This is a genomic window from Steroidobacter gossypii (assembly GCF_016801985.1).
Taxonomy (GTDB): domain Bacteria; phylum Pseudomonadota; class Gammaproteobacteria; order Steroidobacterales; family Steroidobacteraceae; genus Steroidobacter; species Steroidobacter gossypii.
On sequence record NZ_JAEVLS010000001.1, the window covers coordinates 1,296,635 to 1,321,738 of the forward strand.

The window sequence follows — 25,104 nt, forward strand, 5'->3', positions numbered from 1 at the left end:
GGTCCTTGCCAGCCGCTTCAGAGCGTAAGAGACGAAGGACTTATTTTTAGCGCCGTTCCCAGATCCCATTTCAGGGGGGAGGCGGGAGGGTGAAGTTGTGCGTCTAGCGACGCAGGTGCAGGCGCGCACGCAGCAGCCCACTGCCATGGGGGGGCAGAGCAGACATTTGCTGGTTCGTACGCATGTGCATGAATCTAGCAGGGCCTGTTTGCGAAACGCAAGGAGTTCCTGCGGCATTCCGGTATGACCGCGCAGGCCAGGTAGGGGAACTGCTCCCCTGAGCCCAGGGTTGGTTCGGTATGGTGCAACGGATCAACCTCGGATCTTGCCGCTGGAGCGCGGCCTGCCTGACCGCGATGCTGGCCTGGTTCGCGCCAGTCGCAGCGGCGCAGGGGTCGCTGTTCCAGATCGTATGGGTGGTGATCGGCGAGGCCTCCAGCGCGACCGACCAGCAGCCGGCAAAAGCCGGCCGACAATTGTTCACGGCCTCCGATCTGGTCTCCGCCAGTCTCGCCGACGTCACGGTGGAGCAGGTCGAGGTCGGGCCAGTCATTAAGCAGCTGGCGATCGGCGAGCGTCTGTGTCTGACCGAGATGAGCATTCGCACCACCGGGCCAGGCAAGGAGCCGGTCGGCGGCGCGCCGCTATCGATCTCGGTGCGTCAAGATCATAAGCAACGATTGGGCCTGAAGCGCTCCAAGCGCAATATCTGTTTGCAACCTACGGAAGGCGGGGAATATCCCGTGCGGCTCACCAGCATGTTGCCGGCGCGCGATGGCACGATGCGCGGCGCCCAAGTGTACATACGAGTCGGCGGAGACAAATCAACAGACGCCAGCGCTGCTGACGTTCCCTGACGCACGTCGTTCTCCGACAGGAAGTCGCAAAAAGCAAACATTGGCCTTTCGGGCCGACGCTGGATTTCACGCGTTCTTCACGCGCTCGCTCACCTTGTCGTCACGAGCCAGGCGCAAAGTCCCCCACATGAAAAACAAGCCCTCACTGCACGACTGCATCGCCGCGCTCAACCCCCAGATCGACGCGGGGTTGCTGTCGCGCAGCTGGGAACGTTCGGGAAAAACTTTGCAACTCTGGAGTACCACACGTGAACATCCATACCCGGCTCGTCGGCGCATTCGACGCAATCATCATGTTGCTATGGGGAGCCGTGACCATCGCCATGATGATGGCGCTGCTCGACCCTTCTTTCAGCCGGTCTGAATTGCTGAGCAAGCGCGGCACGGTGGCGATTCAGCAGCTCGCGTTGAACGCCACGACCAGCGTGCACCAGCTTTAACGACACGCCCGGTCGACGTCTTCAGCGCAGTGCAAGGATCTGCAGCCAGTCCCGGCTGAGATCGCCGTACACCAGGAAGTGCGGGTTCAATAGATCAGGCTTGGTGTTGTAGCGCAGTGGTTCGCCGGTGGTTTTGACGACGGCGCCCCCTGCGGCTTCGACCACGGCTTGAGCCGCCGCCGTATCCCATTCACTGGTCGGCCCGAAGCGCGGATAGAAATCCGCGCTGCCTTCGGCGACCAGGCAAAACTTCAGCGAGCTGCCGACCGCGATGAGCTCGTAGGGCGCGAGCGTCGGCAGATATTTATCCAAGGAATCGCCGCGATGCGAGCGACTGCCGACGATGCGCAGCGGACTTGCGGCGGGCGCCTGAACGCGTATCGCTTCGGGGCGCTCGCCATTGATCTGCCGAAATGCGCCGAGACCAACTGCGCCCGTATAGGTTGTGTTCGTGACCGGCACATGCACCACGCCCAGCACGGGCGCGTGATTCTCGATCAGCGCGATGTTGACGGTGAACTCACCGTTGCGTGACACGAACTCCTTGGTGCCGTCGAGCGGATCGACCAGCCAGTAGCGGCTCCATTGCCGCCGCTGCTCGTACGAAATATCGCTGGCCTCTTCGGACAGCACCGGCACGTCGGGTGTCAGATCACGCAGACCGCGTGAAATGATGTCGTGCGAACGCAGATCGGCCACGGTCAGCGGCGAGCGGTCGGTCTTGTGCGTGACGTCGAACTGCTCGCTGTAGACGCTCAAGATGGCGTCGCCGGCCCGATGGGCCAGCTTCACCGCCGCCGTCAACAGTTCCGCTTGCATCACGCGAGTTTCCCTACAAGCCGGACAATTCGTCCGCCGGATACAGCATACCCGCGTCGCGCAGCTGATTCATGATGTGCTCGGCGGCCGCTTCCGGAGAAACCAGCGCCGTGCGCAAGTGAATCTCGGGATTCTCCGGCGCCTCGTAGGGCGAATCGATGCCGGTGAAGTTCTGCAGCTCGCCGCGCCGCGCCTTTTTGTACAGACCCTTCGGATCGCGCTTCTCGGCTTCTGCGAGCGGCGTGTCGACGAACACTTCGAAGAATTCTCCCGGCTGCATCAGATCGCGCGCCAGACGACGCTCGGAGCGGAATGGAGAAATGAACGACACCAGCACGATCAGACCCGCGTCCACCATGAGCTTGGAGACTTCGGCGACGCGACGGATGTTTTCGACACGGTCCGCATCGGTGAAGCCCAGATCCTTGTTCAGACCATGACGCACGTTGTCGCCGTCGAGCGTGTACGTGTGCCGGCCCAGCGAGTGCAGACGCTTCTCGACCAGGTTGGCGACGGTTGATTTACCCGCGCCAGACAAGCCGGTGAACCACAGCACGCAAGCGCGCTGACCCTTCAGCGCGGCGCGCGCCGCTTTGTTCACATCGAGCGCTTGCCAATGGATGTTTTCAGCTCGGCGCAGCGCGAAGCTCAGCAGGCCCGCGCCGACGGTGTCGTTGGTCACCTTGTCGATCAAGATGAAGCCGCCGGTCTCGCGATTCTCCGTGTACGGATCGAAGGGCACCGGGCGGTCCAGGCTCAGATTGCACACGCCGATCTCGTTGAGCTCCAGCTGCTTGGCGGCCAGGTGCTCCAGGGTGTTGACGTTCACCTTGTACTTCGGCGCGGTGATGCTGCCAGTGACGGTGCGCGAGCCGAGCTTGATCAGATAGGGCCGGCCGGGAAGCATCGGCTCGTCGTGCATCCAGATGATGGTCGACTGGAATTGATCGGCGACCGTCGGCGGCGAATCGGCGGTGGCAATCACGTCGCCACGGCTGATATCGACTTCGTCGGTCAACGTCAGCGTGATCGATTGTCCGGCGACGGCCTGTTCCAGATCGCCACCATGCGCGACGATGCGCGCGACCTTGCTGGTGCGACCTGACGGCAGCACGCGAATCGTGTCGCCCTTGCGAATCACGCCGCTGGCGATGGTGCCCGCGAAGCCGCGGAAATCCTGATTGGGACGATTCACCCACTGCACGGGCAGGCGGAACGGCCGCTGTTGCAAGTCGTCTTCGATCTCGACGGTCTCGAGATAGGACATCAGGGTCGGACCTGCATGCCAAGGCGTATTGGCGCTTGGCTCGAGCATGTTGTCGCCGCGCAAGGCCGACAGCGGCACGGGCACGATGTTCTCGAGGCCGATCTGCGCGGCGAAGTCGCGATACTCGGCGACGATGGTGTCGAAGATCTGCTGCGAGTAGCCGACCAGGTCCATCTTGTTGATGGCCAGCACGACGTGCTTGATGCCGAGCAGAGACACGATGTAGCTGTGTCGGCGCGTTTGCGTCAGCACGCCTTTGCGCGCGTCGATCAGAATGACCGCGACGTCGGCGGTCGACGCGCCGGTCACCATGTTGCGCGTGTACTGCTCGTGGCCAGGCGTGTCGGCGACGATGAACTTGCGTCGGTCCGTCGAGAAGAAACGATACGCGACGTCGATGGTGATGCCCTGCTCGCGCTCGGCCGCCAGGCCATCGACCAGCAAGGCGAAATCCAGCTCGCCGCCCTGCGTGCCGACCTTCTTGGAGTCGGCTTCCAGCGCCATCAGCTGGTCCTCGAAAATCATCTTGGATTCGTACAGCAGCCGGCCGATCAGGGTCGACTTGCCGTCATCGACGCTGCCGCAGGTGATGAACCGCAGCAGGCTCTTGTGCTCGTGGGACTTCAGGTAGGCCTGAATGTCGGTAGCGATGAGATCTGATTTATGGGCCATGATTTATCTACCGAAGTCGCGGCCGGCGTCTCTGACCAGTCAGTAGTCAGTAGTCACCAGTCACTTCCTCAGAAATAGCCCTCCTGCTTTTTCTTTTCCATGGACGCGGCGCTGTCGTGATCGATCACGCGGCCCTGTCGTTCGGAGCTGGTGGTCAGCAGCATCTCCTGAATGATCTCCGGCAGCGTGGCGGCTTCGCTCTCGATGGCGCCGGTCAACGGATAGCACCCCAGGGTGCGGAAGCGCACCGACTTCATTTCCGGCCGTTCGCCGTCGCGCAGGGGCATGCGATCGTCGTCGACCATGATCAGCGTGCCGTCGCGGCGGACCACCGGCCGCATGGCCGAGAAGTACAGCGGCACGATCGGAATCTTCTCCAGGTAGATGTATTGCCAGATGTCCAACTCGGTCCAGTTGGACAGTGGGAACACGCGCAGGCTCTCGCCTTTGTTCTTGCGGGCGTTGTATTGGCGCCAGAGCTCGGGACGCTGACGCTTTGGATCCCAGCGATGCTGGGCCGAGCGGAACGAGAACACGCGCTCCTTGGCGCGGGACTTCTCTTCGTCACGGCGCGCGCCGCCGAAAGCCGCATCGAAGCCGTATTTATCCAGCGCCTGCTTCAGGCCCTGAGTCTTCATCACGTCGGTGTGCACGGCCGAGCCATGGGTGAACGGGCCGATGCCTCGCGCCAGACCGTCCTGATTGATGTGGACCAGCAGGTCGAGGCCAAGCTCCCGCGCCGTCCGATCGCGAAACGCGATCATGTCGCGGAACTTCCAGGTGGTGTCCACATGCAGCAGCGGGAACGGCGGCTTGGCCGGATAGAAGGCCTTCATCGCCAGGTGCAGCATCACCGAGCTGTCCTTGCCGATGGAATACAGCATCACCGGCCGCTCGCACTCGGCCACGACCTCGCGGAGGATGTGAATGGATTCGGCTTCGAGGCGTTGTAAATGAGTCAGTCTGGTCATCTTGTGCGAAACATCCCGCCGGTTCGAGTCGCGGTCGCCAGGTCGCAGGCAGGCCTGCGGACCCGTCGGGCGCGGGCGATAAATTGTGCGTTAACGGCCTGTGACTGCATATCGCAACTGGTACGGCCACACGCACAGTTGGTTATAAGCAGGTCACCCCAGCAATCCCAGAACACCGCGGCCATGGCTAAAAGCACGGCCTTTTCAGATACATATGCTTACAATCTTGTAACACTATGGCGCCCTGGGCCGTGCTGAACTTGCCTCCTGGCGTGGCCACCAACCCATGCCAGCCCGGCTGGCCGGTCATATGTCGCGTTCCGGCCATTACCCCAGTCACCACAGGTCAATGACGCTCTCACAACTCCGCCCGACAGCGCCGTCTGAATCGGCAGGAACGGTAGAACGCGTGTCCGTGTTCCGACCTCTGATCGTTGCCGCCGTGGCGATGGCGCTGGTGGGCTGCGCCGTCGGGCCGGACTACCGTCCGCCTCAGACGGTCGCGCCGGATGAATGGCACCAGCTGCCGCAAACCGGCGTTCGCGTGGAGTCTCCGGATGCGCCCTCGCTGGCAGCCTGGTGGACCACGCTGAACGATCCGCAACTGAACGAATTGATCGAACGAGCGCTGGCCGAGAACAGGACGGTCAAGCAGGCCTATGCGCGCGTGGTTCAGGCTCGCGCACAGCGGGCCATCGCCGGCGCGGGTTTTTGGCCGAACATCGGAGCGTCCGCGAGCGGCAATCGCACCGAGTCCGAGTCGAACTTCAACGAGCGCGGCGAAGCGGTCACGACGGTCGGCGAGAGTTACGGCACCGGCTTCAGCGCCAGTTGGGAACTGGATCTGTTCGGCGGACAGCGACGCTCGTACGAAGCCGCGACCGCGCAACTCGCCGCCACCGAAGCGGACCTTCGCGACGTCCTGGTCGTGTTGTTGGGCGACGTGGCGCTGAGCTATGTCGGGGTGCGGACTGCGCAATCGCGACTCGAATTCGCTGAGCGCAATCTCGAGTCACAGCGTGAAGCATTGGATATCACGCGTTGGCGCGCGCAGGCCGGGCTCACCACGGTGCTCGATGTCGAGCAGGCCAACACCAGCTACGAACAGACTCGCGCACAGATTCCCTTGTTGGAATCCAGCCTGGTGCAGAACATGAATCGGCTGGCGGTGCTCACCGGCCAGCCGCCCGGCGCGCTCGAAGCCTCGCTTCAGCAACGTAAGCCGATTCCGATCGCGCCCGTCGATATCGTTGCCGGTGTGCCCGCCGATGTACTGCGGCGTCGACCCGATATTCGCAGCGCCGAGCGGCAGCTCGCGGCGCAGACAGCGCAAGTAGGTGTGGCCACCGCGGCCTTGTATCCGAGCTTGTCGTTGAATGGCTCGATCAGCTGGCAGTCGCTCACCGCCAGCGATCTGCTCGACGGTTTTCGTAACGAACGCAGCGGCGTTTCCTTGAGCCTGCCGCTGTTCAATGGCGGCGCACTCCGGCAGAACATCCGAGTGCAGAACGCGCTGGTGGATCAGGCGCTGGCTTCGTACGAGTCGGTGGTGCTGGCGGCGTATGAAGAAGTCGAGAACGCGCTCTATGCCTGGAGCAGCGAGCAGCGCCGTCATCAAGCGCTGGTCGAAGCCGTCGGCAGCGGCCGGCGCGCCGCCGAGCTGGCGCGGGTCCAATACAACTCCGGTCTGGTCGATTTCGAGACGGTGCTGACCGCGGATCGCCAGCTGCTCTCGCTGGAAGACTCGCTGGCCATCAGCGATGGCGAGATGACTTCCAATCTGATTCGTTTATACAAGGCGCTCGGCGGCGGCTGGTCGGTGTTCCCAACGACCACCACCGGCAGTTGATCGCCAGCTTCAAGGCCAGCATGGATACCGAAACCAGCCAATCCACCGATCTGTCGCGCACGTTGCGGGCGGGGCTCCACGAGCCGCCTGCGTGGCAGCGCTTCCTCAAATGGGGGCTGCTCGCGCTGATCCTGATCGCCGCGGCCTATTTCACATTCGGTCGCGACCGCTCCAAGGAAGTCTCCTATGTGACTCAGGACGTGGTCACCGGCGATCTGACTGTCAGCGTCACCGCCACTGGCAACCTCGAGCCGCGCAATCAAGTCGAGATCGGCAGCGAACTGTCCGGCACGGTGGCCAAGGTCCATGTCGATGTGAACCACGAAGTCAAAGCGGGCCAGGTACTGGCGGAGCTCGACACCACTCGCTTGAAGGCGCAGGTGCTGCAAGCCGAGAGCTCGCTCGAGTCGGCGCAAGCTCGCGTGTTGCAAGCGGATGCCAGCGCCAAGGAAGCCAAAGCGAACCTGGCTCGTCTGCAAAAAGTCCGCGAGCTGAGCGGCAACAAGCTGCCATCGCAACAGGATATGGATGTGGCCGAGGCCGCTGTGGCGCGAGCCGAAGGTGAGTTGGCCGCGGCCAAGGCGGCAGTCAGCCAGGCGCGCGCCAGTCTCGAAACCATTCGCACCGACCTGGGAAAGACCGAGATCCGCTCGCCCATCAACGGCGTGATCCTGGTGCGCTCGGTCGAACCCGGCCAGACCGTGGCTGCGTCATTGCAGGCCCCGGTGCTGTTCATCATGGCGGAAGATCTGAAGAAGATGGAGCTGCACGTGTCGGTGGACGAAGCCGACGTGGGCGCAGTCGAAGTAGGTCAGGAAGCGTCGTTCACCGTGGACGCTTATCCCAATCGACGTTTCAACGCGCACATCACGCAAGTTCACTTTGCCTCGAGCAATACCAAGTCGAGCGCGTCGTCGTCATCGAGCAGCGCCAGTTCCAGCGCGACCTCGACCGGCGTGGTCACCTATGAAACGGTGTTGGAAGTCGACAATCCCGAGTTGCTGTTGCGCCCGGGCATGACGGCCACAGCCGAGATCGTCACCACTCACATCACCGATGCGGTGTTGGTGCCGAACGCAGCACTGCGCTTCGCGCCGGAAACACCGCAGGCCCCGCCGCAGCGTGGCGGAGGTCCGCTTTCGATGATCATGCCCAGGATGCGGTTCGGCGGTCCGCGCGGCCAGCAACAACAAGGGCAGGGCCGCCGCATGGGCCGCGCTTACATTCTTGAAGAAGGCAAGCCGGCATTGGTGATGTTCCGCGCCGGCGCGACCGACGGTCGCATGACTCAAGTGTTGCCGTTCGAGCGCCCGCCGAATGTTCGCGGTCCGGAAGGTGGTGGCGATGCGCGTCCTCCCGCAGGCGGCATGCGAATGAACGGTCCCGGCGCGGCCGGCTTGAGCCCGGAAGAAATGCGCAAAGCGTTCGAGCGCAAGCTCGAGCCGGGCACCAAAGTCATCGTCGATTCCGGGGCCCCGACGCCGTGACCGGCATGCCTGGCAGTCCCACGCCCGTCATCGATCTGTCGCAAGTGACCAAAATCTATGGTCACGGCGAGGGCGAAGTGCGTGCCCTGCGTGGCATCGATCTGCGCATTCATTCGGGTGAGTTCGTCGCCGTCATGGGGCCGAGTGGCTCCGGCAAGTCCACCTGCATGAACATTCTGGGCTGCCTCGATACACCGACCGGCGGCACGTATAAATTTCTTGGCGTGCCCGTGGGCACCATGAATGCCGATCAACGCGCGTTACTGCGGCGGAATTATCTGGGCTTCGTGTTCCAAGGCTTCAACCTGCTGAGTCGCACGACCGCACTGGAGAATGTCGAGTTGCCGCTGGTATATCGACATGTGCCGAAGGAACAGCGGCGCGCGATGGCACGCAAGGCATTGCAGGAAGTTGGACTCGGAGGGCGCGAGACTCACGTGCCGAGCGAATTGTCCGGTGGTCAGCAACAACGCGTGGCCATTGCGCGCGCCATTGTTTCGCAACCGCAAGTGCTGTTTGCCGACGAGCCGACTGGCAATCTCGATACCGCCACCAGCATCGACATCATGAAGCTGTTGACCAGCTTGAACGAGCAGCGTGGCATCACCATCGCGATGGTCACGCACGAGCCGGACATCGCCGCCTGGACCCGCCGCGTGGTTCGCTTTCGCGACGGGCACATCGAAAGCGATCAGGTCAACCAGCCGGTGCGGGAACTGTAATGTTCGCCAACGCCATCGTTCTCGCGCTGCGCGAGATCCGCCGCAACGTATTGCGCTCGACGTTGACCATTCTCGGCATCGTCATCGGCGTGGGCGCCGTGATCACCATGGTGACCATCGGCGAAGGCGCGACCGCGCAGGTGCAGGCCGACATTCAGAAGCTCGGCTCCAATCTGCTGCAGGTATTTCGAGGCCAGGGCTTCGGCGGGCCGGGCGGCGCACGCTCCTCCTCGCCGCCCTTTAGCATGGCTGATGTCGAGGCGATCAAGAACGAGATCAACGGCGTGCGCGCCGTTGCGCCGAGTGCCAACACCAGCGCGCAGGCTATCTATGGCAACGCCAACTGGTCGACCATGGTCACCGGCACCGATGATCAATACATTTCAGTGCGCGACTGGCCGCTCGCCACCGGGCGCAACTTCTCCGATTCCGAACTGCGTGCCGGCGCCGCCGTTTGCATCATCGGTGCCACGGTCCAGCGCGAGCTGTTCGGCCAGGAAGATCCGATCGGGGTCAGCATGCGCCTGAGGAATCTGTCGTGTCAGATCGTCGGCACGCTCAGCGCCAAGGGTCAGTCCGGCTTCGGCCAGGATCAGGACGATCTGGTGCTGGTGCCGCTGCGAACGTTACAGCGACGCATGGTCGGCAACGCCGACGTCAATTCCATCATGGTGTCGGCGCGCGAAGGCGTGTCGACGGAAAAGGTACAAGCGGACCTGGAACGACTGATGCGTGAGCGGCGGAAGATTCGCCCGGGCGCCGACGACGATTTCAACGTCCGCGACCTGAAGGAAATCAGCAGTGCCATGACGGCCACCACGCGTGTGCTCACCACGTTGCTGGCTGCCGTCGCCGCGGTGAGTTTGCTGGTCGGCGGTGTCGGCATCATGAACATCATGCTCGTGTCCGTAACGGAACGAACGCGTGAAATAGGTACACGCCTGGCCGTCGGCGCGATGGCGCGTGATGTACTACTGCAATTTCTGATTGAAGCGGTCACGCTGGCAGCATTCGGCGGCATTATCGGCATCGCGCTGGGATTGGCGGCCGGAGCGGTCGCGACCAACGCTTTCAACGTGCCTTTCGTGTTGAACGTCGGCATCGTGGTGCTATCGTTTGCTTTCTCTGCCGCCGTCGGCATCGTCTTCGGCTACTTCCCTGCACGGCGCGCCGCGCAGCTCGATCCGATCGAGGCGCTACGGCACGAATAGCAGGTCCAGATGAGTGAGGGTCATGCCATCACGCTGTGCGATCGTCTGGTGCGTACTGATGCTATCCGGATGCGGCACATTGCCGGATGGCAAGGGCTGGGGTGAAGAGGCTACGCCGCTGCCCGGCTGGGAGCGCGTCCAAACATCCGCAATTAACGCCGCGAAGGATCCCTGGACCTGGGGTCCATTGCTCGGCGCGGCCGCATTTCAAATCGACGACTTCGACCGACGCGCGTCCGACTGGGCGCGCGAGCACACACCGGTATTCGGTTCTGAGCGCAGCGCCAGGCAGTGGAGCGACGATCTGCGCTCCGCCTCCAGCTACGCTCACTATGTCACCATTGCCGCGACACCGAGCGGCAATGCGCCCGGCGAGTGGCTGCTCAATAAACTGAAAGGAACGTTGGTCGGCGTCGCCGCCGTGAGCGCCACGGGTCAGATCACCAACCATATGAAAGAAGCATCGGATCGCGAGCGTCCGAATGGCGCCGACGGCGAGAGCTTCCCTTCCGGTCACACGTCGTCATCAGCCGTACATACCCGGCTCGCGTCTCGCAACCTGCAATCGATCGAGATGTCTGACGGCACGCGCGCCGCGCTCGATGTGGGCTTGCACGCGCTCACTATCGGTACGTCGTGGGCGCGAATCGAAGCGGGTTGGCATTATCCGGCGGACACGCTCTTCAGCATGGCGCTAGGCAACTTCATGGCTGCGTTTATCAACGACGCCTTCATGGGGTTGTCGGCGCCGAACGCGAGTCTCGCGCTCCAGCCGGTGGACGGCGGCGCCGTGGTTCAGATGAATCTGCGCTTCTAGCCACGCACTTCTGACCGATCGTCCAGGGTGGCGCTGCTTCGTGCGAAGGAGGACAATCGTTCGCTCCTTTGGTCACCAGCACGCTATCGATGAAAACCCGCGCCGCCGTCGCCCTTGCCGCTGGCAAGCCCCTTGAAGTCATGACTCTGGATCTGGACGGGCCGCGCGATGGCGAGGTGCTGGTCGAGATCAAGGCTTCCGGCGTGTGTCACACCGATGAGTTCACGCGCTCGGGCGCGGATCCCGAAGGCCTGTTCCCGGCGATTTTCGGTCACGAAGGCGCCGGTGTGGTGGTCGATGTCGGACGCGGCGTGACTTCGTTGAAAAAGGGCGACCACGTCATTCCGCTGTACACGCCGGAATGTCGGCAATGTAAGTCCTGCCTGTCACAGAAGACCAACTTGTGCACGGCCATTCGCGCCACTCAGGGCAAGGGCCTGATGCCGGACGGCACCAGCCGTTTTTCCATCGGCAAGGATCTTGTGCATCACTATATGGGTTGTTCCACCTTCTCCAATTTCACGGTGATGCCGGAGATCGCGCTGGCCAAGATCCGCGAGGACGCGCCGTTCGACAAGGTTTGCTACATCGGCTGTGGTGTCACGACGGGCATCGGCGCCGTCATCAACACCGCTAAAGTGGAGCCGGGCGCGAACGTCGTGGTGTTCGGGTTGGGCGGCATCGGCTTGAATGTCATTCAAGGCGCGCGGCTCGCTGGCGCCAATCGCATCATCGGTGTCGATATCAATCCGGCGCGTAAGGCGCTGGCCGAGCAGTTCGGCATGACCGACTTCGTGAATCCCAAAGAGGTGCAGGGCGATCTGGTGCCGTACCTGGTGTCGCTGACCGATGGCGGTGCGGACTACAGTTTCGAGTGCGTCGGCAACGTGGAGCTGATGCGCCAGGCGCTGGAATGCTGTCATCGCGGCTGGGGCGTTTCGGTGATCATCGGCGTGGCGGGCGCGGGGCAGGAGATCAAGACCCGGCCATTCCAGCTGGTGACCGGTCGCGTGTGGAAGGGCACAGCGTTTGGCGGCGCCCGCGGTCGTACCGATGTGCCCAAGATCGTCGACTGGTATATGGACGGCAAAATCCGCATCGACGAGCTCATCACTCATCAGATGCCGCTCGAGGACATCAACAAGGCCTTCGGCCTGATGCATTCGGGCGAATCGATTCGTTCGGTGGTGGTTTACTGATCGCGTAACGCAACTCACCCGGAGGGGAGCGCCATGACACTCAATCTGATTTCGGAACACGCCAGTTACGGTGGCTGGGTGCGCTTTTATTCGCACGAGTCGCGCGAGTGTCGCTCCGAGATGCGGTTTTCAGTGTACCTGCCGCCGCGGGCTGAGAAGGAGAAGGTGCCGGTGCTCTACTATCTCGCCGGCCTCACCTGCACCGAAGAAACATTCATCATGAAGGCGGGTGCGCAGCGCGTCGCCGCCGAGCTGGGGATGATGTTGGTCGCGCCGGACACCAGCCCGCGCAAGGCGCGCTTCCCGGGCGACGACGCGAGTTGGGATTTTGGCGTGGCCGCCGGGTTCTACGTCGACGCCACTCAGGAGCCGTGGTCGCAGAACTATCGGATGTATAGCTATGTGACGCGCGAGTTGCCGGAGATCGTGCAATCGCTGGGGCCGGCGCGCATGGATCGTCAGGGTATTTTCGGCCATTCGATGGGCGGTCACGGGGCGCTGGTCTGCGCGTTTCGCAATCCACAGCAGTTTCTTTCCGTGTCGGCGTTCGCGCCCATCTCGTCGCCTTCGCAGGTGCCTTGGGGCATCAAGGCGTTCAGCGGATATCTGGGCGAAGATCGCAATGCGTGGAAGCAATATGACGCCAGCGAGTTGATTCGCGCGCAGCGCTATGCGCGGCCCATCCTTATCGATCAGGGCTCGCGCGACAAATTCCTCGAGGAACAATTGAAGCCGGATCTGTTCGCGGACGCCGTCAGGGAGTCGGGTAGCGAGCTGCACTTCCGGATGCATCCGGGCTACGACCACGGCTACTACTTCATCGCCACTTTCATGGAAGATCATTTGCGGCATCATGGCCGCCAGCTGCTGACTTGACCGGCGCCGGTTCGCGACGACTGCCGGGTTGGCTGATTCTGGTTGCGGCGATGACCGCCGTCGGGCCGGTCTCGATCGACATGTATTTGCCCGGCTTCCCGAGCATCGAGCGCGAGTTCGGCGCGCGCGGCGTCGAAGTCACGATGGCGGCGTTCATCATCGGCATCGCCGTCGGGCAGCTGTTCTACGGCCCCATCAGCGATCGTTTCGGTCGCAAGCCGCCGCTGTACTTCGGGTTCGCTGTTTACATGATCGGCGCGCTGGGCTGTGCGTTGGCTGTGAACATGACCATGCTCACGGTGATGCGCGTGGTGCAGGCGCTTGGTGGTTGTGCCGGCTTGGTGATCGGTCGCGCGATCGTGCGAGATAGCTGCGAGCCGCACGAGGCGGCGCGCGCGTTCACGACCTTGACGATGATCGTTGCTCTGGGGCCGGTGTTCGCGCCCGCCGTCGGTGGGGTCATCGTCACTTACTTCGGTTGGCGGGCGACGTTCATCGTTCAAGTTCTGCTGGCGCTGGTCTTGATGCTGACGATGCACAAGGTGCTGCGGGAGTCCAACGTCACTCGGGATCGCGCCGTGAGCATCGTCGATGTTCTGCGCAACTATGGCCGGCTGACGCGGGATCGCCAGTTCATGGCGTTGTCGCTGTTGCTCGGGTTGTCCATGACCTCGATGTTTTGTTACGTCACCGGCGCGCCCAGGGTCATCACTGAGAACTATGGTTTGTCGGCGCAGCAGTTCGGTGCGCTGATCGGCTTGAATGGCCTGGCGTTCATGACGGCGAGCATGCTCAACATGCGCGCGTTGCGAACGATGACTCCGCGTGACGTGCTTTCCCGCTATGTCTGGGCTTCGCCCGTGCTCGGCGCGGCGCTACTCGTTCTCAGTCTTTTGTTTCATCTGCCGCTTTGGGGCGTGGTGTCGCTGCAGTTGTTGTTCTTCGTCACCGTCGGTCGCGTCAGCCCCAACGTTTCCGCCCTCGCTCTCGCCCCTCACGGCCGCAATGCCGGCACCGCTTCCGCCCTGATGGGCGCGACCCAATCCACCCTCACCACCCTCGGCGGTCTCGCCGTCGCCGTCTTCAACAACGGCGCCGTCTCCACCCTCGCCGCCATCATGACCACCGGCGCCTCCCTCGCCTTACTCTGCTACCTCTGGATCCGCCGCACGCTCACGTAGCACAGCTTCGAGGTGCCGCGTTCGCTGATCACCTTTCTTATTTGAGAAATTCAGGTCGCTGCCGCATGGGCGCGGGCTCTACGCTTCGTGCATGCCGTCGCAGCTTCACGAAACGCTTCTTGCACTGTTCCGCAATCAACCGCTGCTCGCGCCTAAACTGCTGAGCGAGGCGTTGTGTGCAAATCTGCCGAAGTACACTGATGTGAGTGTTCACTGCGCGAATCTCACGGAGATTCAGCCCACGGAATATCGCACGGATCTTGTACTGCGCCTGTCGAACGGAGCGCCGGTGCTCGGTATCATTCTCGAGGTTCAGCTGGCGATTGATGACAGCAAACGTTTCACCTGGCCGGCCTACGTAGCCACCCTGCGTTCGCGGTGGCGGTGCCCGGTTTGTTTGCTCGTGGTCTGCGACAGCATTGCGGTGGCGCAATGGGCCGGCAAACCCATTCCCATTGGGTGTACGAATCTGTTCATCCCGAAAGTTCTGGGGCCAGACTGTGTCCCAGAAGTCACCGATCTCGCTGAGGCAGCAGCCTATCCGGAATTGGCGGTGCTGGCGGCGATGGTGCATTGTCCGAATGCGGATGACTTCAAGGCGGTCGAGCTTGCTGCCCTGGCCCTGGGGGTCAGCGTGGGACTCGACTCTGAGCGCTCCGAATTGTACTTTGACCGGATTCTTGGATCATTGAGCGCGTCGGCGCGCAACCTGCTGGAGCGGACCATGCCTCAATTCAAAGTTGAGTATCAGAGCGACTTCGCCAAGCACTACTTCGCGAAAGGCCGATCGGAAGGACGCGTGGAAGGGCGCGCGGCGCTGATTGCGCGCCAACTCAGAGCGCGGTTCGGCCCGCTGAATGAAGCACTGGAACAGCAGCTTGCCTCCAGCTCCATCGAGGAACTGGACGCGATCGGCGATCGGTTGTTAACCGCGGCGAGTCTGGAGGAAGCGCTCACTCGGAAAAGCTAGCTGCCGAATTTCTCGCTCAAGTCCAGCCTTCCAGCTTCGCATCCATCGTGATCTCCGCCTTGAGCAGGCGGGAGATGGGGCAGTTGGCCTTGGCGGCTTCGGCGGCCTGGAGGAAGTCGGGAGGGGTGGAGCCGGGGACTTTGGCGCGGACCTTGAGGTGGACGGCGGTGACGGTGAAGCCGGCGTCGGTTTTCAACAATGTCACGGCGGCTTCGGTTGAAATGTGTTCGGCAGTCTTCCCCTCGTTACCGAGCTGAGCGGACAACGCCATGCTGAAGCAGCCGGCATGCGCGGCGGCGATCAGTTCTTCGGGGTTGGTGCCTTTGCCTTCCTCGAAGCGGGTGGAAAAGGAATATTGGCTGTCACTGAGCACGCCGCTCTCGGTGGAGATGACGCCTTTGCCGTCTTTCAAGCCGCCTTTCCAAACGGCGGATGCAGTGCGTTTCATGCCGTTGCTCCAGAGTCAGTGGGTTGAGATTCGACGATGGTGATGGTGTGAGTCAGCTCGGCCGTCTTGGCCATGATGGCGCTGGCCGAGCAATATTTGTCCGCCGACAGCTGCACCGCCCGCTCGACTTTTTTGCGGTCGAGCGCGTGACCGGTCACGGTGTAGTGCATCTGAATCCTGGTGAAGACCTTCGGGTCGGTCGTGGCGCGCTCGCCGTCGATGTCGACCACGCAATCGGTCACAGCCTCGCGGCCGCGCTTCAGAATCAGCATGACGTCGAAGGCCGAGCAGCCGCCCAAGCCGAGCAGCAGCATCTCCATCGGCCGAAAGCCGAGATTGCGCCCGCCAGCGTCAGGTGCGCCGTCCATCACGACGGAATGTCCGGACCCGGATTCGCCGAGAAACATCACGTCCTGCACCCACTTGATGCGAGCCTTCATTGGATCCCGCCCATGCACAGGTACTTGATCTCGAGATAGTCGTCGATGCCGTACTTGGAGCCTTCGCGGCCGATGCCGCTCTCCTTCACGCCACCAAACGGCGCCACCTCGGTGGAAATGATGCCTTCGTTGATGCCGACGATGCCGCTCTCCAGCGCCTCGGCCACACGCCACACGCGCGCGATATCGCGACTGTAGAAATACGACGCCAATCCGAACTCGGTGGAGTTCGCCAGCTGAATCACTTCTTCCTCGGTGTCGAACTTCATCAGCGGCGCCACCGGCCCGAAGGTTTCTTCGCGCAGCACCAGCATGTCGCCCTTGATGCCCGTCAGCACGGTGGGTACATAGAAATGCCCATTGCCGTCCGCTCGCTTGCCGCCCACGACCACCTTGGCGCCCTTGCTGACAGCATCGCGCACATGCTCTTCAACCTTGGCAATGGCCTTCTCTTCGATCAGCGGTCCGATGCTCGTGCCCTGATCCAGACCATCGCCCACCTTCATCGCGGATACCTTCTCGGCCAGCCGAGCGGCGAAGCGATCGTAAATACCGCTCTGAACGAAGATCCGATTGGCGCACACGCAGGTCTGCCCGGCATTGCGATATTTCGATGCGATCGCACCGTTCACAGCCGCTTCCAGATCGGCATCGTCGAACACGATGAACGGCGCGTTGCCGCCCAGCTCCAACGAGATTTTCTTCACCGTGCCGGCACACTGGGACATGAGCAGCTTGCCCACAGGCGTGGAGCCCGTGAAGCTCAGCTTGCGCACCAGCGGATTGCTGGTGAATTCGCCGCCGATGGGCTTCGCGTCGCCAGTGACCACGGAAACGATTCCCGAGGGCAGGCCTGCCCGTTCCGCCAACACGCACAAGGCGAGCGCCGAGTACGGCGTGAGCTCCGAAGGCTTGATCACCATCGTGCAACCCGCCGCCAGCGCCGGGCCGGCCTTGCGGGTGATCATCGCGGTCGGAAAATTCCAGGGCGTGATCGCCGCCGTCACACCGATCGGCTGTTTCAGAACGACGATGCGCTTATCCGTGCCGTGAGCGGGAATCACATCGCCATACGTGCGCTTGCCCTCTTCGGCGAACCATTCGATAAATGAGGCGGCATACGCAATCTCGCCACGGCTTTCTGCCAGCGGCTTGCCCTGTTCCACCGTCATGAGCACGGCGAGATCTTCCTGGTTCGCCATGATCAGATCGAACCACTTACGCAACAGCTGCGCGCGCGCCTTCGCCGTGCGCGAGCGCCAATCGGCCAGCGCTTTGTCCGCGGCCTCGATCGCGGCTCTCGCTTCCTTGGCGCCACAATTGGGCACCGTGCCGATGAGTTCGCCGTTGGCGGGATTGAAGACCTGCTTCACTGCGCCGCTGTCCGCATCCACCCAGCGCCCACCGACGAAGGCTTGCTGACGAAACAGACCCGGATCGCGAAGGGACAGTGTGCTCTGTGGGGCGGCGGCCATGAAATGCTCCAACTGGAAATGAGAGTCAGCCGGCTCAGTCCTCGACACTCAATCGTCGACGAGGGACTGACCGGGAAACAATGCTTCGTTGAAACCGAAGGTGCGCAGATCGCGGATGCGCATGGGATAAAGGATGCCGAGCAGGTGATCGACTTCGTGTTGCACGACCCGGGCGTGAAAGCCTTCGACGGTGCGATCGATGGGCTGGCCCTGCGGATCGAAGCCGCGATAACGCAGCTTGGTGTAACGCGGCACCAGTCCGCGCATGCCGGGGACGGACAGACAACCCTCCCAGCCCTCTTCCATCGCGTCGGTCTGCGGTTCCAGCACGGGGTTGATCAGCTCCGTATAGGGCACTTCCTCGACCTGCGGATAACGGGGATTGTGACCCACGCCGAAGATCACTACTTGCAGGGATGTGCCGATCTGCGGGGCCGCGATGCCGGCGCCGTTCAACGCCGCCATCGTGTCCTTCATGTCCTGGAGCAGGGCATGCAACTCGGGCGTGTCGAACTGCTCCACAGGCTTCGCCACCTGCAGCAGCACGGGATCACCCATTCTCAACACCGGACGGACCGCCATGACTAAAACCGGCTCGCTAAAGCTTGAGGAACGTCGTTTCGGGAGCTTGCTGGTACCATCGCCATCCTAACCCATCTGAACGCAATCGCCCGTCATCCCACAGTCACCACTGCCTGCCTGTCAGTCACCATGTCATCAACACCTCATGTTCTGGTGCTCGCTGCCGGCGCTTCAAGGCGTCTGGGTCAGCCGAAACAGCTGGTGAAACTGGCCGGCCGGCCAGCGCTGCACATCGTGGTCTCGAACGCCGTGGCCGTCGCCGGCCACGCCGTCACGGTCGTGGTCGGCGCGAACGCCCGCGAAATGACGCATCTACTCGCGCATTCACCCGCGTCCGTCATCGTGAATCGGCATTGGGAGGAAGGCATGGCGTCCTCCCTGCGCTTCGGTATCGCCTCTCTGCCGCCGGCGTGTCATGCAGCGATGGTGCTGCTGGGCGACCAGGTCGCGGTCACGGCCGACGACCTGAAGCGCCTGGTGAGCGCATGGAAAGGCGAGGAAAGCATGATCGCCGCCAGTGTCTACGACCAGCGCGTCGGCGTCCCCGCCATCTTCCCGCGGCTCACCTTCAGCGAGCTCTCCGAACTACGCGGCGACCAGGGCGCTCGCATGGTGCTCGAACGTAACAACTACCGCCTGACCCGCGTACCCATGGCCAACGCCGCCATCGACCTCGACACTCCCGAAGATCTCGTGCAGCTGACCGAACGTTTCCAACGATCGGATTCGACCTACAGCATCTCGGAGACCTAGCGTGCGCATCGTCGCCATCCTGCTGCTCATCGCGTTCGTCGTCGTAGTGATCTGGTTACGGGCGCGTCGCAAACGTTGAGGACAGCCGGCGCCCGCAGCGACTTTTCGCGGATGGCCGAAACATCACCGACGGTTCGGCCGTTACCCGTGCAGGGTTCGCGGACCAGAGGTATGCGTCATGCAGGAATTTTTCCAACAGAATCTGATCGCCGTGGTGATACTGCTGGCGCTGGCGATTGCGCTGACGATTTTCGTGTTTCGTAAACGGCTGTTCGAACGTGGCTATCGCAAGGGGGAAGCCGCCAATCCCGGCAAGGTGAAGCGACAGAACCGGCCGGACGAGTGGAGCCGCAGCCACTGACGCGGCCGCGACCTCAGGCTTGAGGCGACGGCGCGGGTACGCCGAGGGCCGCCAGCGCGTTGACGAGCATCGAGGCCGTGTATGGTTTGACCAGCACCCCGATGCGTTTGTCGGACGCGAACTTGTCCTTCAACTCGCGCTCGCTTCGGCCGCTGGCGATCAGGATGGGCATGCTTTGACGCTGGGCCCGCATCTCGGCCGCGAGCTGATCGCCGGACCGATCCGGCAGGCCCATGTCGACAATCACGGCGGCGACATCCGATGCCCCCGCCAGCGCGGTGCTCGCTTCGCCGGCGTCGGCTGCCTGCAACACTTGGAAGCCCACATCTTCTAAAGCATCCACGGCGAACATGCGCACCAGCATCTCGTCTTCGACGATCAGAATGCGGGTGGGACCTGACTGTGTATGTGTCATGGATCGTTTGGTTGTTGGTCCTTATCGGGTGGCCACCATGGCGACCCCGAGCGCTGAGCGCCGCAGTGTACTCCACGGCCGCAGCCAGTGCGTATAACTTACGGTAAAACTTAAGAATAGTACGTCATAACGCACTTTGTGTAAGTATTCCAGGCACACCATTGCCGTGGTTTCGTAGCGACGCGGAACTTTCTACATTTGCCAAGCATTGGGTGGTCTGCGCCGCGACCTGGCTCGAAACAATGACATATTTCTCAGGTGCCGCGAGCCAGGGTGCAATGGGTGTGGCCGCGGGTGACTGCGGTTACGGTGAGCGCAACAACTTTCCGGGAGTAGCGGCGCGGTGGACGTGCTCATCGCATGCAAATGAATTCCGATTCCTCCGCAACGGACGCCGACACCCGAGTGCTGCGCGTACTGATCGTCGAAGACGAATCGCTGGTGAGCCTGTTTCTGCAGGGAGTGCTGCGCGATCTCGGCCATGAAGTCAGCGGCATCGCGCCGTCGCTGCGGACCGCGCTGGCGTTCGCGGCCGGCACGCCGACGGATCTGGCGATCGTGGACGTTGGCCTGGCCGGCGACGGAGGGGACGGCATCGATGCCGCCATCGCGTTGCGTGCCCGCCATGGCATTCCGGCCTTGCTGATGACCGGAGCGCCGTTGGCATCGCTGGGCGACCGGGTCAAGGACGCACAACCTTTGGGCTTCCTCGCGAAGCCGTATACCGAAGCGGATGTGGAGCGAGCGTTGATCGCGGCAGTGGCTCAGCTGCCGCCCCGAGACTGAACGACCATCCACCCCGCGCCTCGTCGACGGGTGAGTAAATGGCTCAAGCTGTGATCGAAACCGCGCCCGCGCTGGAACGCGGCGACATCCTCAAGGCGTTGCGGCTGCTGAAGCGCGGCGACTTCTCCGTGCGCCTTCCCATGGATCTGGCGGGCATCGATGGCGAGATCGCCACCGCTTTCAATGACGTGGTCGAGCTGAACGACTCCATGACCCGCGAGTTCGCCCGGCTGCGCGAAATGATCGGCCGCGAAGGCCGCATTTCTGAACGCGCCCACCTGAACATGGCCAGCGGCAGCTGGTCGCAATGTATCGATTCGGTGAATGGCCTGGTCGGCGAGATGGTTTATCCCGTCTCCGAAGTGGCGCGCGTCATCGGCGCCGTGGCGAACGGCAACCTTTCGCAGACCATGAATCTTGAAGTCGACGGCAGGCCGATGCGCGGTGAGTACCTTCGCATCAGCACCGTTGTGAACACGATGGTGGATCAGCTCGCATCGTTCGCTTCGGAAGTGACACGTGTGGCGCGCGAAGTGGGCACCGAAGGCAAGCTCGGCGGCCAGGCGCACGTGAAGGGTGTGGCTGGCACATGGAAGGATCTGACCGACTCGGTGAATCACATGGCGGCGAACCTCACCGGCCAGGTGCGCAACATCGCCGAAGTCACCACCGCCGTGGCCAGCGGCAATCTCTCCAAGAAAATCACCGTCGATGTCAAAGGTGAAATGCTGGAGCTGAAGAACACCGTCAACACGATGGTGGACCAGCTCAACTCGTTCGCCTCCGAAGTGACGCGTGTGGCGCGCGAAGTGGGCACCGAAGGCAAGCTCGGCGGCCAGGCAAAAGTGGAAGGCGTGTCCGGCACCTGGAAGGACCTCACCGACAACGTGAACCAGATGGCCGCCAACCTCACCGGCCAGGTCAGAAACATCGCCGAAGTCACCACCGCGGTGGCCAGCGGCAACCTGTCCAAGAAAATCACCGTGGATGCGCGCGGTGAAATTCTCGAGCTCAAGAGCACCGTCAATACGATGGTGGACCAGCTGAATTCGTTCGCCTCCGAAGTGACGCGCGTGGCGCGCGAAGTGGGCACCGAAGGCAAGCTCGGCGGTCAGGCGAAAGTCGAAGGCGTCGCCGGCACCTGGAAAGATCTCACCGACAACGTGAATCACATGGCCGCGAACCTCACCGGCCAGGTTAGAAACATCGCCGAGGTCGTGACCTCGGTGGCGCAGGGCGACCTGAAGCGCAAGCTGGTGGTGGAAGCCAAAGGCGAGATCGCCGCACTGGCGAGCACCATCAACGGCATGATCGACACGCTCGCGACATTCGCCGATCAGGTGACCAACGTGGCGCGCGAGGTAGGTACGGAAGGCAACCTTGGCGGCCAAGCCAGCGTGCCTGGCGCCGCCGGCTTGTGGCGCGATCTCACCGACAATGTGAACCAGCTCGCCGCGAACCTCACGACTCAGGTGCGCGCCATCGCCGAAGTGGCCACGGCCGTGACCAAGGGCGATCTCACACGATTCATCACGGTGGAAGCCTCGGGCGAAGTGGCCTCGCTCAAGGACAACATCAACGAGATGATTCGCAATCTCAAGGACACCACTCAGAAGAACAACGAGCAGGACTGGCTCAAGACCAACATCGCGCGCTTCAACCGGCTGCTGCAGGGCCAGCGCGATATTCGTCACGTCTCCAACCTGATCCTGTCGCAGCTGGTGCCGCTGGTGAACGCGCACCAGGCGCTGTTCTATCTGACCAAGCAGGAAGGTCCGGAAGTCGTTCTGGAACTGGTCGCCAGTTACGCCGCGCCGAATCGTCGGCGCCCGCCGCAGAAGTTGAAGCTGGGCGACGGTTTGATCGGCCAGTGCGCCGTCGAGAAACGCTCCATGCTGCTGACCGACGCGCCTCACGATTACATGCGCGTCACTTCCGGGTTGGGCGAGGCCAAGCCTTCGACCGTCATCGTGCTGCCGGCGTTGTTCGAAGGCGAGGTGAAGGCGGTGCTGGAGCTGGGCTCGTTCGAGCGCTTCAGCACCATTCATACGCTGTTCCTCGATCAGCTGATGGAAAGCATCGGCATCGTGCTCAACACGCTGGCCGCCAACATGCAGACCGAGGCGCTGCTGGCGCAGTCGCAGCTGCTCACCGGGGAGCTGCAAAGTCAGCAGGAAGAGCTGAAAAAGACCAACGACCGGCTCGAACAGCAGGCCACCACTCTGCAGCGTTCCGAAGATCTGCTGCGTTCCCAACAGGAGGAGCTGCGCGCCAAGAACGAGGAGCTGGTGGAGAAAGCCAACCTGCTGTCCTGGCAGAACAAGCAGGTGGAAGCCAAGAACCAGGAAGTGGAGCGCGCCAAGGAAATGCTGGAGGAAAAGGCCGAGCAGCTGGCGCTCACCTCCAAGTACAAATCCGAGTTCCTGGCCAACATGTCGCACGAGCTGCGCACGCCGCTGAACAGCCTGCTGATTCTTTCCAAGCTGCTGGCCGACAACGCCGATGCCAACCTGACCCCCAAGCAGATCGAATTCGCGCAAACCATCAATCGCGCCGGCACCGAGCTGCTGGCCTTGATCAACGACATCCTGGATCTGTCCAAGATCGAGTCGGGCACCGTGACCCTGGATGTGAGCACGGTGCACTTCGCCGAAGTGGTCGACAACCTGCAGCGCAGCTTCGAGCAGGTGGCCAGCGATCGCAAGCTGCAGCTGAAGATCGAGCTGGATCCGTCGCTGCCGCGGACCATGATCACCGACGAGAAACGGTTGCAGCAGATCCTGAAAAACCTGCTGTCGAACGCGTTCAAGTTCACTCACGAAGGCGGCGTCGAGCTGTCCATCTATCGCGCCAGCAACGGTTGGAATCCCTCCAATCAGTCGCTCAATTCAGCATCTTCGGTGGTCGCATACTCGGTGCACGACACCGGCATCGGTATCGCGGCCGACAAGCTGCGCGTGATCTTCGAAGCCTTCCAGCAGGCGGACGGAACGACCAGCCGCAAGTACGGCGGGACCGGCCTCGGTCTGTCCATCAGCCGCGAAATCTGCCGCTTGCTCGGCGGCGAAATCACAGTCGAGAGCAAACCGGGCGAGGGCAGCACGTTCACTCTGTACTTGCCGATGACACACGATTTCTCCAAGGCGGCGGTCGCGCATACGATGCTGGGTGCGCCGGGCCCGCAACCGCAGGTGGCGGCGCCGTCGCAGATCGTCGTGAGCCGCGAGTCGACGCCGCTGCTGGTGGCCTCGGAGCTGACCGACGATCGGCAAAACATCCAGCCGGGCGATCGGGTGCTGCTGATCATCGAGGACGATGTGAAGTTCGGCCGCATCCTGCTCGACCTCGCGCACGATCGCGGCTTCAAGGCGGTGGTGTCGGCGACCGGCAGCGGCGCGCTGCCGCTGGTGCGGCGGTTCAATCCGTCGGTCATCACGCTGGACATCAATCTGCCGGACATGGATGGCTGGCGTTTGCTGGATATTCTGAAGCGCAGCGCCGAGACGCGGCACATTCCCATTCATATCATCTCCGTCGACGATCCTCGCGAGCGGGGCCTGCAAATGGGCGCGTTCTCCGTGCTCGAGAAGCCGGTCGATCACGCCACTTTGAAAAATGCGTTGGCCCGCACCGAAGAGTTCCTTGCCCGCAAGGTCAAAAACCTGTTGCTGGTCGAGGACGACGACCTGCAAAGCGGCGAGATCCGGAAGCTGATCGGCAATGGCGACGTGCACATCACGCGTGTCACGACCGGTCGCGAGGCGTTGCAGGCCCTGCAGAGCACGCAGTTCGACTGCGTCGTGCTCGACCTGGTGCTGCCTGACATGGATGGCGTGCAGTTGATCGAAACCATTCGCCGCGACACCTCCCGTCGGCTGCCGGTGATCATTCACACCGCCAAAGATCTGAACCCCGCCGACGAGGCCAAGCTGCGCAACCTGGTCGAGTCTTTCATTCTCAAGAGCCCGGAATCGCATGAACAGCTGTTCGACGAGACCGCGCTGTTTCTGCACCGGTTCGTCGAGAACATGCCCGAGGATCAGCGCCTGATCATCGACAAGGCGCGGCGCCGCGAGCCCGGCCTCGCCGGCCGCAAAGTGCTGATCGTCGATGACGATATCCGCAATATCTTCTCGCTGACCGGCGTGCTCGAACAGCACGACGTCGAAGTGCTGCATGCCGAAAGCGGGCGCGAAGGAATCGCCATGTTGAACGAGACTCGCAACGTCGACATGGTGCTGATGGACGTGATGATGCCGGACATGGACGGCTACGAAACCATGCGTCAGATCCGCCGTAACGAACGCTTCCGCAAGCTGCCGATGATTGCCATTACCGCCAAGGCTATGAAGGGCGACCGGGAAAAATGTATCGAAGCGGGCGCTTCGGAATACATTTCCAAGCCGGTCGATGTCGATCAGCTCGTTTCGATGATGCGCGTGTGGCTGCGGCGCGTGTGAACAGAGGTCCGCAGGTTGCGGACGCGCAGGGAACCGGTCTCCCGTC

At 62.4% G+C, this 25,104-nt stretch carries 22 protein-coding genes and 1 pseudogene; 15 read left to right on the forward strand and 8 right to left on the reverse strand.

The window, feature by feature from the left end; genetic code table 11:
* Nucleotides 1-356 precede the first annotated feature (356 nt).
* Both JM946_RS05600 and JM946_RS05610 read left to right on the forward strand, forming a co-directional pair.
* Nucleotides 357-857, forward strand: coding sequence for a hypothetical protein (locus JM946_RS05600; RefSeq protein ID WP_218042602.1), 501 nt, complete (start codon nucleotides 357-359; stop codon nucleotides 855-857).
* Nucleotides 858-1,105: 248 nt separating this feature from the next.
* Nucleotides 1,106-1,297, forward strand: coding sequence for a hypothetical protein (locus tag JM946_RS05610; RefSeq protein ID WP_203166144.1), 192 nt, complete (start codon nucleotides 1,106-1,108; stop codon nucleotides 1,295-1,297).
* A 21-nt stretch (nucleotides 1,298-1,318) separates the two neighbouring features.
* Here JM946_RS05610 and cysQ read toward each other — a convergent pair whose 3' ends face one another.
* The 3 genes from cysQ to cysD all read right to left on the reverse strand — a co-directional run bounded on the left by cysQ (nucleotide 1,319) and on the right by cysD (nucleotide 5,026).
* Complete coding sequence (cysQ, locus tag JM946_RS05615) at nucleotides 1,319-2,116, reverse strand: 3'(2'),5'-bisphosphate nucleotidase CysQ (RefSeq protein WP_203166145.1); 798 nt, start codon at nucleotides 2,114-2,116, stop codon at nucleotides 1,319-1,321.
* Nucleotides 2,117-2,129: 13 nt separating this feature from the next.
* The gene (gene cysN / locus JM946_RS05620; protein WP_203166146.1) at nucleotides 2,130-4,055 is read right to left on the reverse strand and encodes a sulfate adenylyltransferase subunit CysN; all 1,926 of its coding nucleotides are present in this window, start codon (nucleotides 4,053-4,055) and stop codon (nucleotides 2,130-2,132) included.
* A gap of 68 nt (nucleotides 4,056-4,123) precedes the next feature.
* Nucleotides 4,124-5,026: a sulfate adenylyltransferase subunit CysD gene (cysD, locus tag JM946_RS05625; protein WP_203166147.1), complete on the reverse strand. Its 903-nt coding sequence runs from the start codon at nucleotides 5,024-5,026 to the stop codon at nucleotides 4,124-4,126.
* 409 nt (nucleotides 5,027-5,435) lie between these two features.
* On the opposite strand from cysD, the gene JM946_RS05630 reads away from it, so the two are divergent.
* The 9 genes from JM946_RS05630 (at nucleotide 5,436) to JM946_RS05670 (ending at nucleotide 15,338) form a co-directional block, all read left to right on the forward strand.
* A complete protein-coding gene (locus JM946_RS05630) occupies nucleotides 5,436-6,875 on the forward strand; it encodes an efflux transporter outer membrane subunit (protein ID WP_203166148.1) in 1,440 nt (479 codons plus the stop codon).
* Between the two features lie 20 nt (nucleotides 6,876-6,895).
* Complete coding sequence (locus JM946_RS05635; protein WP_203166149.1) at nucleotides 6,896-8,362, forward strand: efflux RND transporter periplasmic adaptor subunit; 1,467 nt, start codon at nucleotides 6,896-6,898, stop codon at nucleotides 8,360-8,362.
* Between the two features lie 5 nt (nucleotides 8,363-8,367).
* Nucleotides 8,368-9,084, forward strand: coding sequence for an ABC transporter ATP-binding protein (locus tag JM946_RS05640; protein ID WP_203166150.1), 717 nt, complete (start codon nucleotides 8,368-8,370; stop codon nucleotides 9,082-9,084).
* The gene (locus JM946_RS05645; protein WP_203166151.1) at nucleotides 9,084-10,295 is read left to right on the forward strand and encodes an ABC transporter permease; all 1,212 of its coding nucleotides are present in this window, start codon (nucleotides 9,084-9,086) and stop codon (nucleotides 10,293-10,295) included. Before JM946_RS05640 ends, JM946_RS05645 begins: the two co-directional genes overlap by 1 nt.
* Before the next feature lie 58 nt (nucleotides 10,296-10,353).
* Nucleotides 10,354-11,112 (forward strand): phosphatase PAP2 family protein, encoded by a 759-nt coding sequence (locus JM946_RS05650; RefSeq protein ID WP_218042604.1) that lies wholly within the window; start codon nucleotides 10,354-10,356, stop codon nucleotides 11,110-11,112.
* 89 nt (nucleotides 11,113-11,201) lie between these two features.
* Entirely contained in the window at nucleotides 11,202-12,311 is a 1,110-nt protein-coding gene (locus tag JM946_RS05655; RefSeq protein WP_203166153.1) for an S-(hydroxymethyl)glutathione dehydrogenase/class III alcohol dehydrogenase, read from the forward strand.
* Between the two features lie 33 nt (nucleotides 12,312-12,344).
* Entirely contained in the window at nucleotides 12,345-13,187 is an 843-nt protein-coding gene (fghA, locus tag JM946_RS05660) for an S-formylglutathione hydrolase (RefSeq protein WP_203166154.1), read from the forward strand.
* Nucleotides 13,184-14,368, forward strand: a complete 1,185-nt coding sequence (locus JM946_RS05665) for a multidrug effflux MFS transporter (RefSeq protein WP_203166155.1) — start codon at nucleotides 13,184-13,186, stop codon at nucleotides 14,366-14,368. Before fghA ends, JM946_RS05665 begins: the two co-directional genes overlap by 4 nt.
* 91 nt (nucleotides 14,369-14,459) lie before the next feature.
* Nucleotides 14,460-15,338, forward strand: coding sequence for a DUF4351 domain-containing protein (locus JM946_RS05670; RefSeq protein WP_203166156.1), 879 nt, complete (start codon nucleotides 14,460-14,462; stop codon nucleotides 15,336-15,338).
* 16 nt (nucleotides 15,339-15,354) lie between these two features.
* On the opposite strand, the gene JM946_RS05675 is transcribed toward JM946_RS05670, so the two are convergent.
* From JM946_RS05675 to def, 4 genes are read right to left on the reverse strand one after another with little or no spacing between them, the layout of a single operon-like run.
* Nucleotides 15,355-15,786: an OsmC family protein gene (locus JM946_RS05675; protein WP_203166157.1), complete on the reverse strand. Its 432-nt coding sequence runs from the start codon at nucleotides 15,784-15,786 to the stop codon at nucleotides 15,355-15,357.
* Complete coding sequence (locus JM946_RS05680) at nucleotides 15,783-16,226, reverse strand: OsmC family protein (protein ID WP_203166158.1); 444 nt, start codon at nucleotides 16,224-16,226, stop codon at nucleotides 15,783-15,785. Before JM946_RS05680 ends, JM946_RS05675 begins: the two co-directional genes overlap by 4 nt.
* Nucleotides 16,223-17,701, reverse strand: coding sequence for an NADP-dependent succinate-semialdehyde dehydrogenase (gene gabD / locus JM946_RS05685; RefSeq protein ID WP_203166159.1), 1,479 nt, complete (start codon nucleotides 17,699-17,701; stop codon nucleotides 16,223-16,225). The genes JM946_RS05680 and gabD overlap by 4 nt, the downstream gene beginning before the upstream one ends.
* A 48-nt stretch (nucleotides 17,702-17,749) precedes the next feature.
* Nucleotides 17,750-18,283 carry a peptide deformylase gene (def, locus tag JM946_RS05690; RefSeq protein ID WP_203166160.1) on the reverse strand — a complete coding sequence of 178 codons (534 nt, stop codon included), beginning with the start codon at nucleotides 18,281-18,283 and terminating at the stop codon, nucleotides 17,750-17,752.
* Nucleotides 18,284-18,412: 129 nt separating this feature from the next.
* Between def and JM946_RS05695 the strand changes: the two genes are divergently transcribed.
* Together JM946_RS05695 and JM946_RS05700 are read left to right on the forward strand one after the other, a co-directional pair.
* The gene (locus JM946_RS05695) at nucleotides 18,413-19,036 is read left to right on the forward strand and encodes a nucleotidyltransferase family protein (protein WP_203166161.1); all 624 of its coding nucleotides are present in this window, start codon (nucleotides 18,413-18,415) and stop codon (nucleotides 19,034-19,036) included.
* A gap of 178 nt (nucleotides 19,037-19,214) precedes the next feature.
* On the forward strand, nucleotides 19,215-19,397 hold the full coding sequence (locus JM946_RS05700) for a hypothetical protein (RefSeq protein ID WP_203166162.1): 183 nt from the start codon (nucleotides 19,215-19,217) through the stop codon (nucleotides 19,395-19,397).
* Between the two features lie 13 nt (nucleotides 19,398-19,410).
* Here the strand turns inward: JM946_RS05700 and JM946_RS05705 are convergent, their stop codons facing one another.
* Nucleotides 19,411-19,812, reverse strand: a complete 402-nt coding sequence (locus JM946_RS05705) for a response regulator (RefSeq protein ID WP_203166163.1) — start codon at nucleotides 19,810-19,812, stop codon at nucleotides 19,411-19,413.
* Nucleotides 19,813-20,172: 360 nt separating this feature from the next.
* Between JM946_RS05705 and JM946_RS05710 the strand changes: the two genes are divergently transcribed.
* Both JM946_RS05710 and JM946_RS05715 read left to right on the forward strand, forming a co-directional pair.
* The gene (locus JM946_RS05710; protein WP_203166164.1) at nucleotides 20,173-20,598 is read left to right on the forward strand and encodes a response regulator; all 426 of its coding nucleotides are present in this window, start codon (nucleotides 20,173-20,175) and stop codon (nucleotides 20,596-20,598) included.
* A gap of 227 nt (nucleotides 20,599-20,825) precedes the next feature.
* Nucleotides 20,826-25,058 (forward strand): annotated as a pseudogene (locus JM946_RS05715) (response regulator); the annotation flags it as partial.
* Nucleotides 25,059-25,104 lie beyond the last annotated feature (46 nt).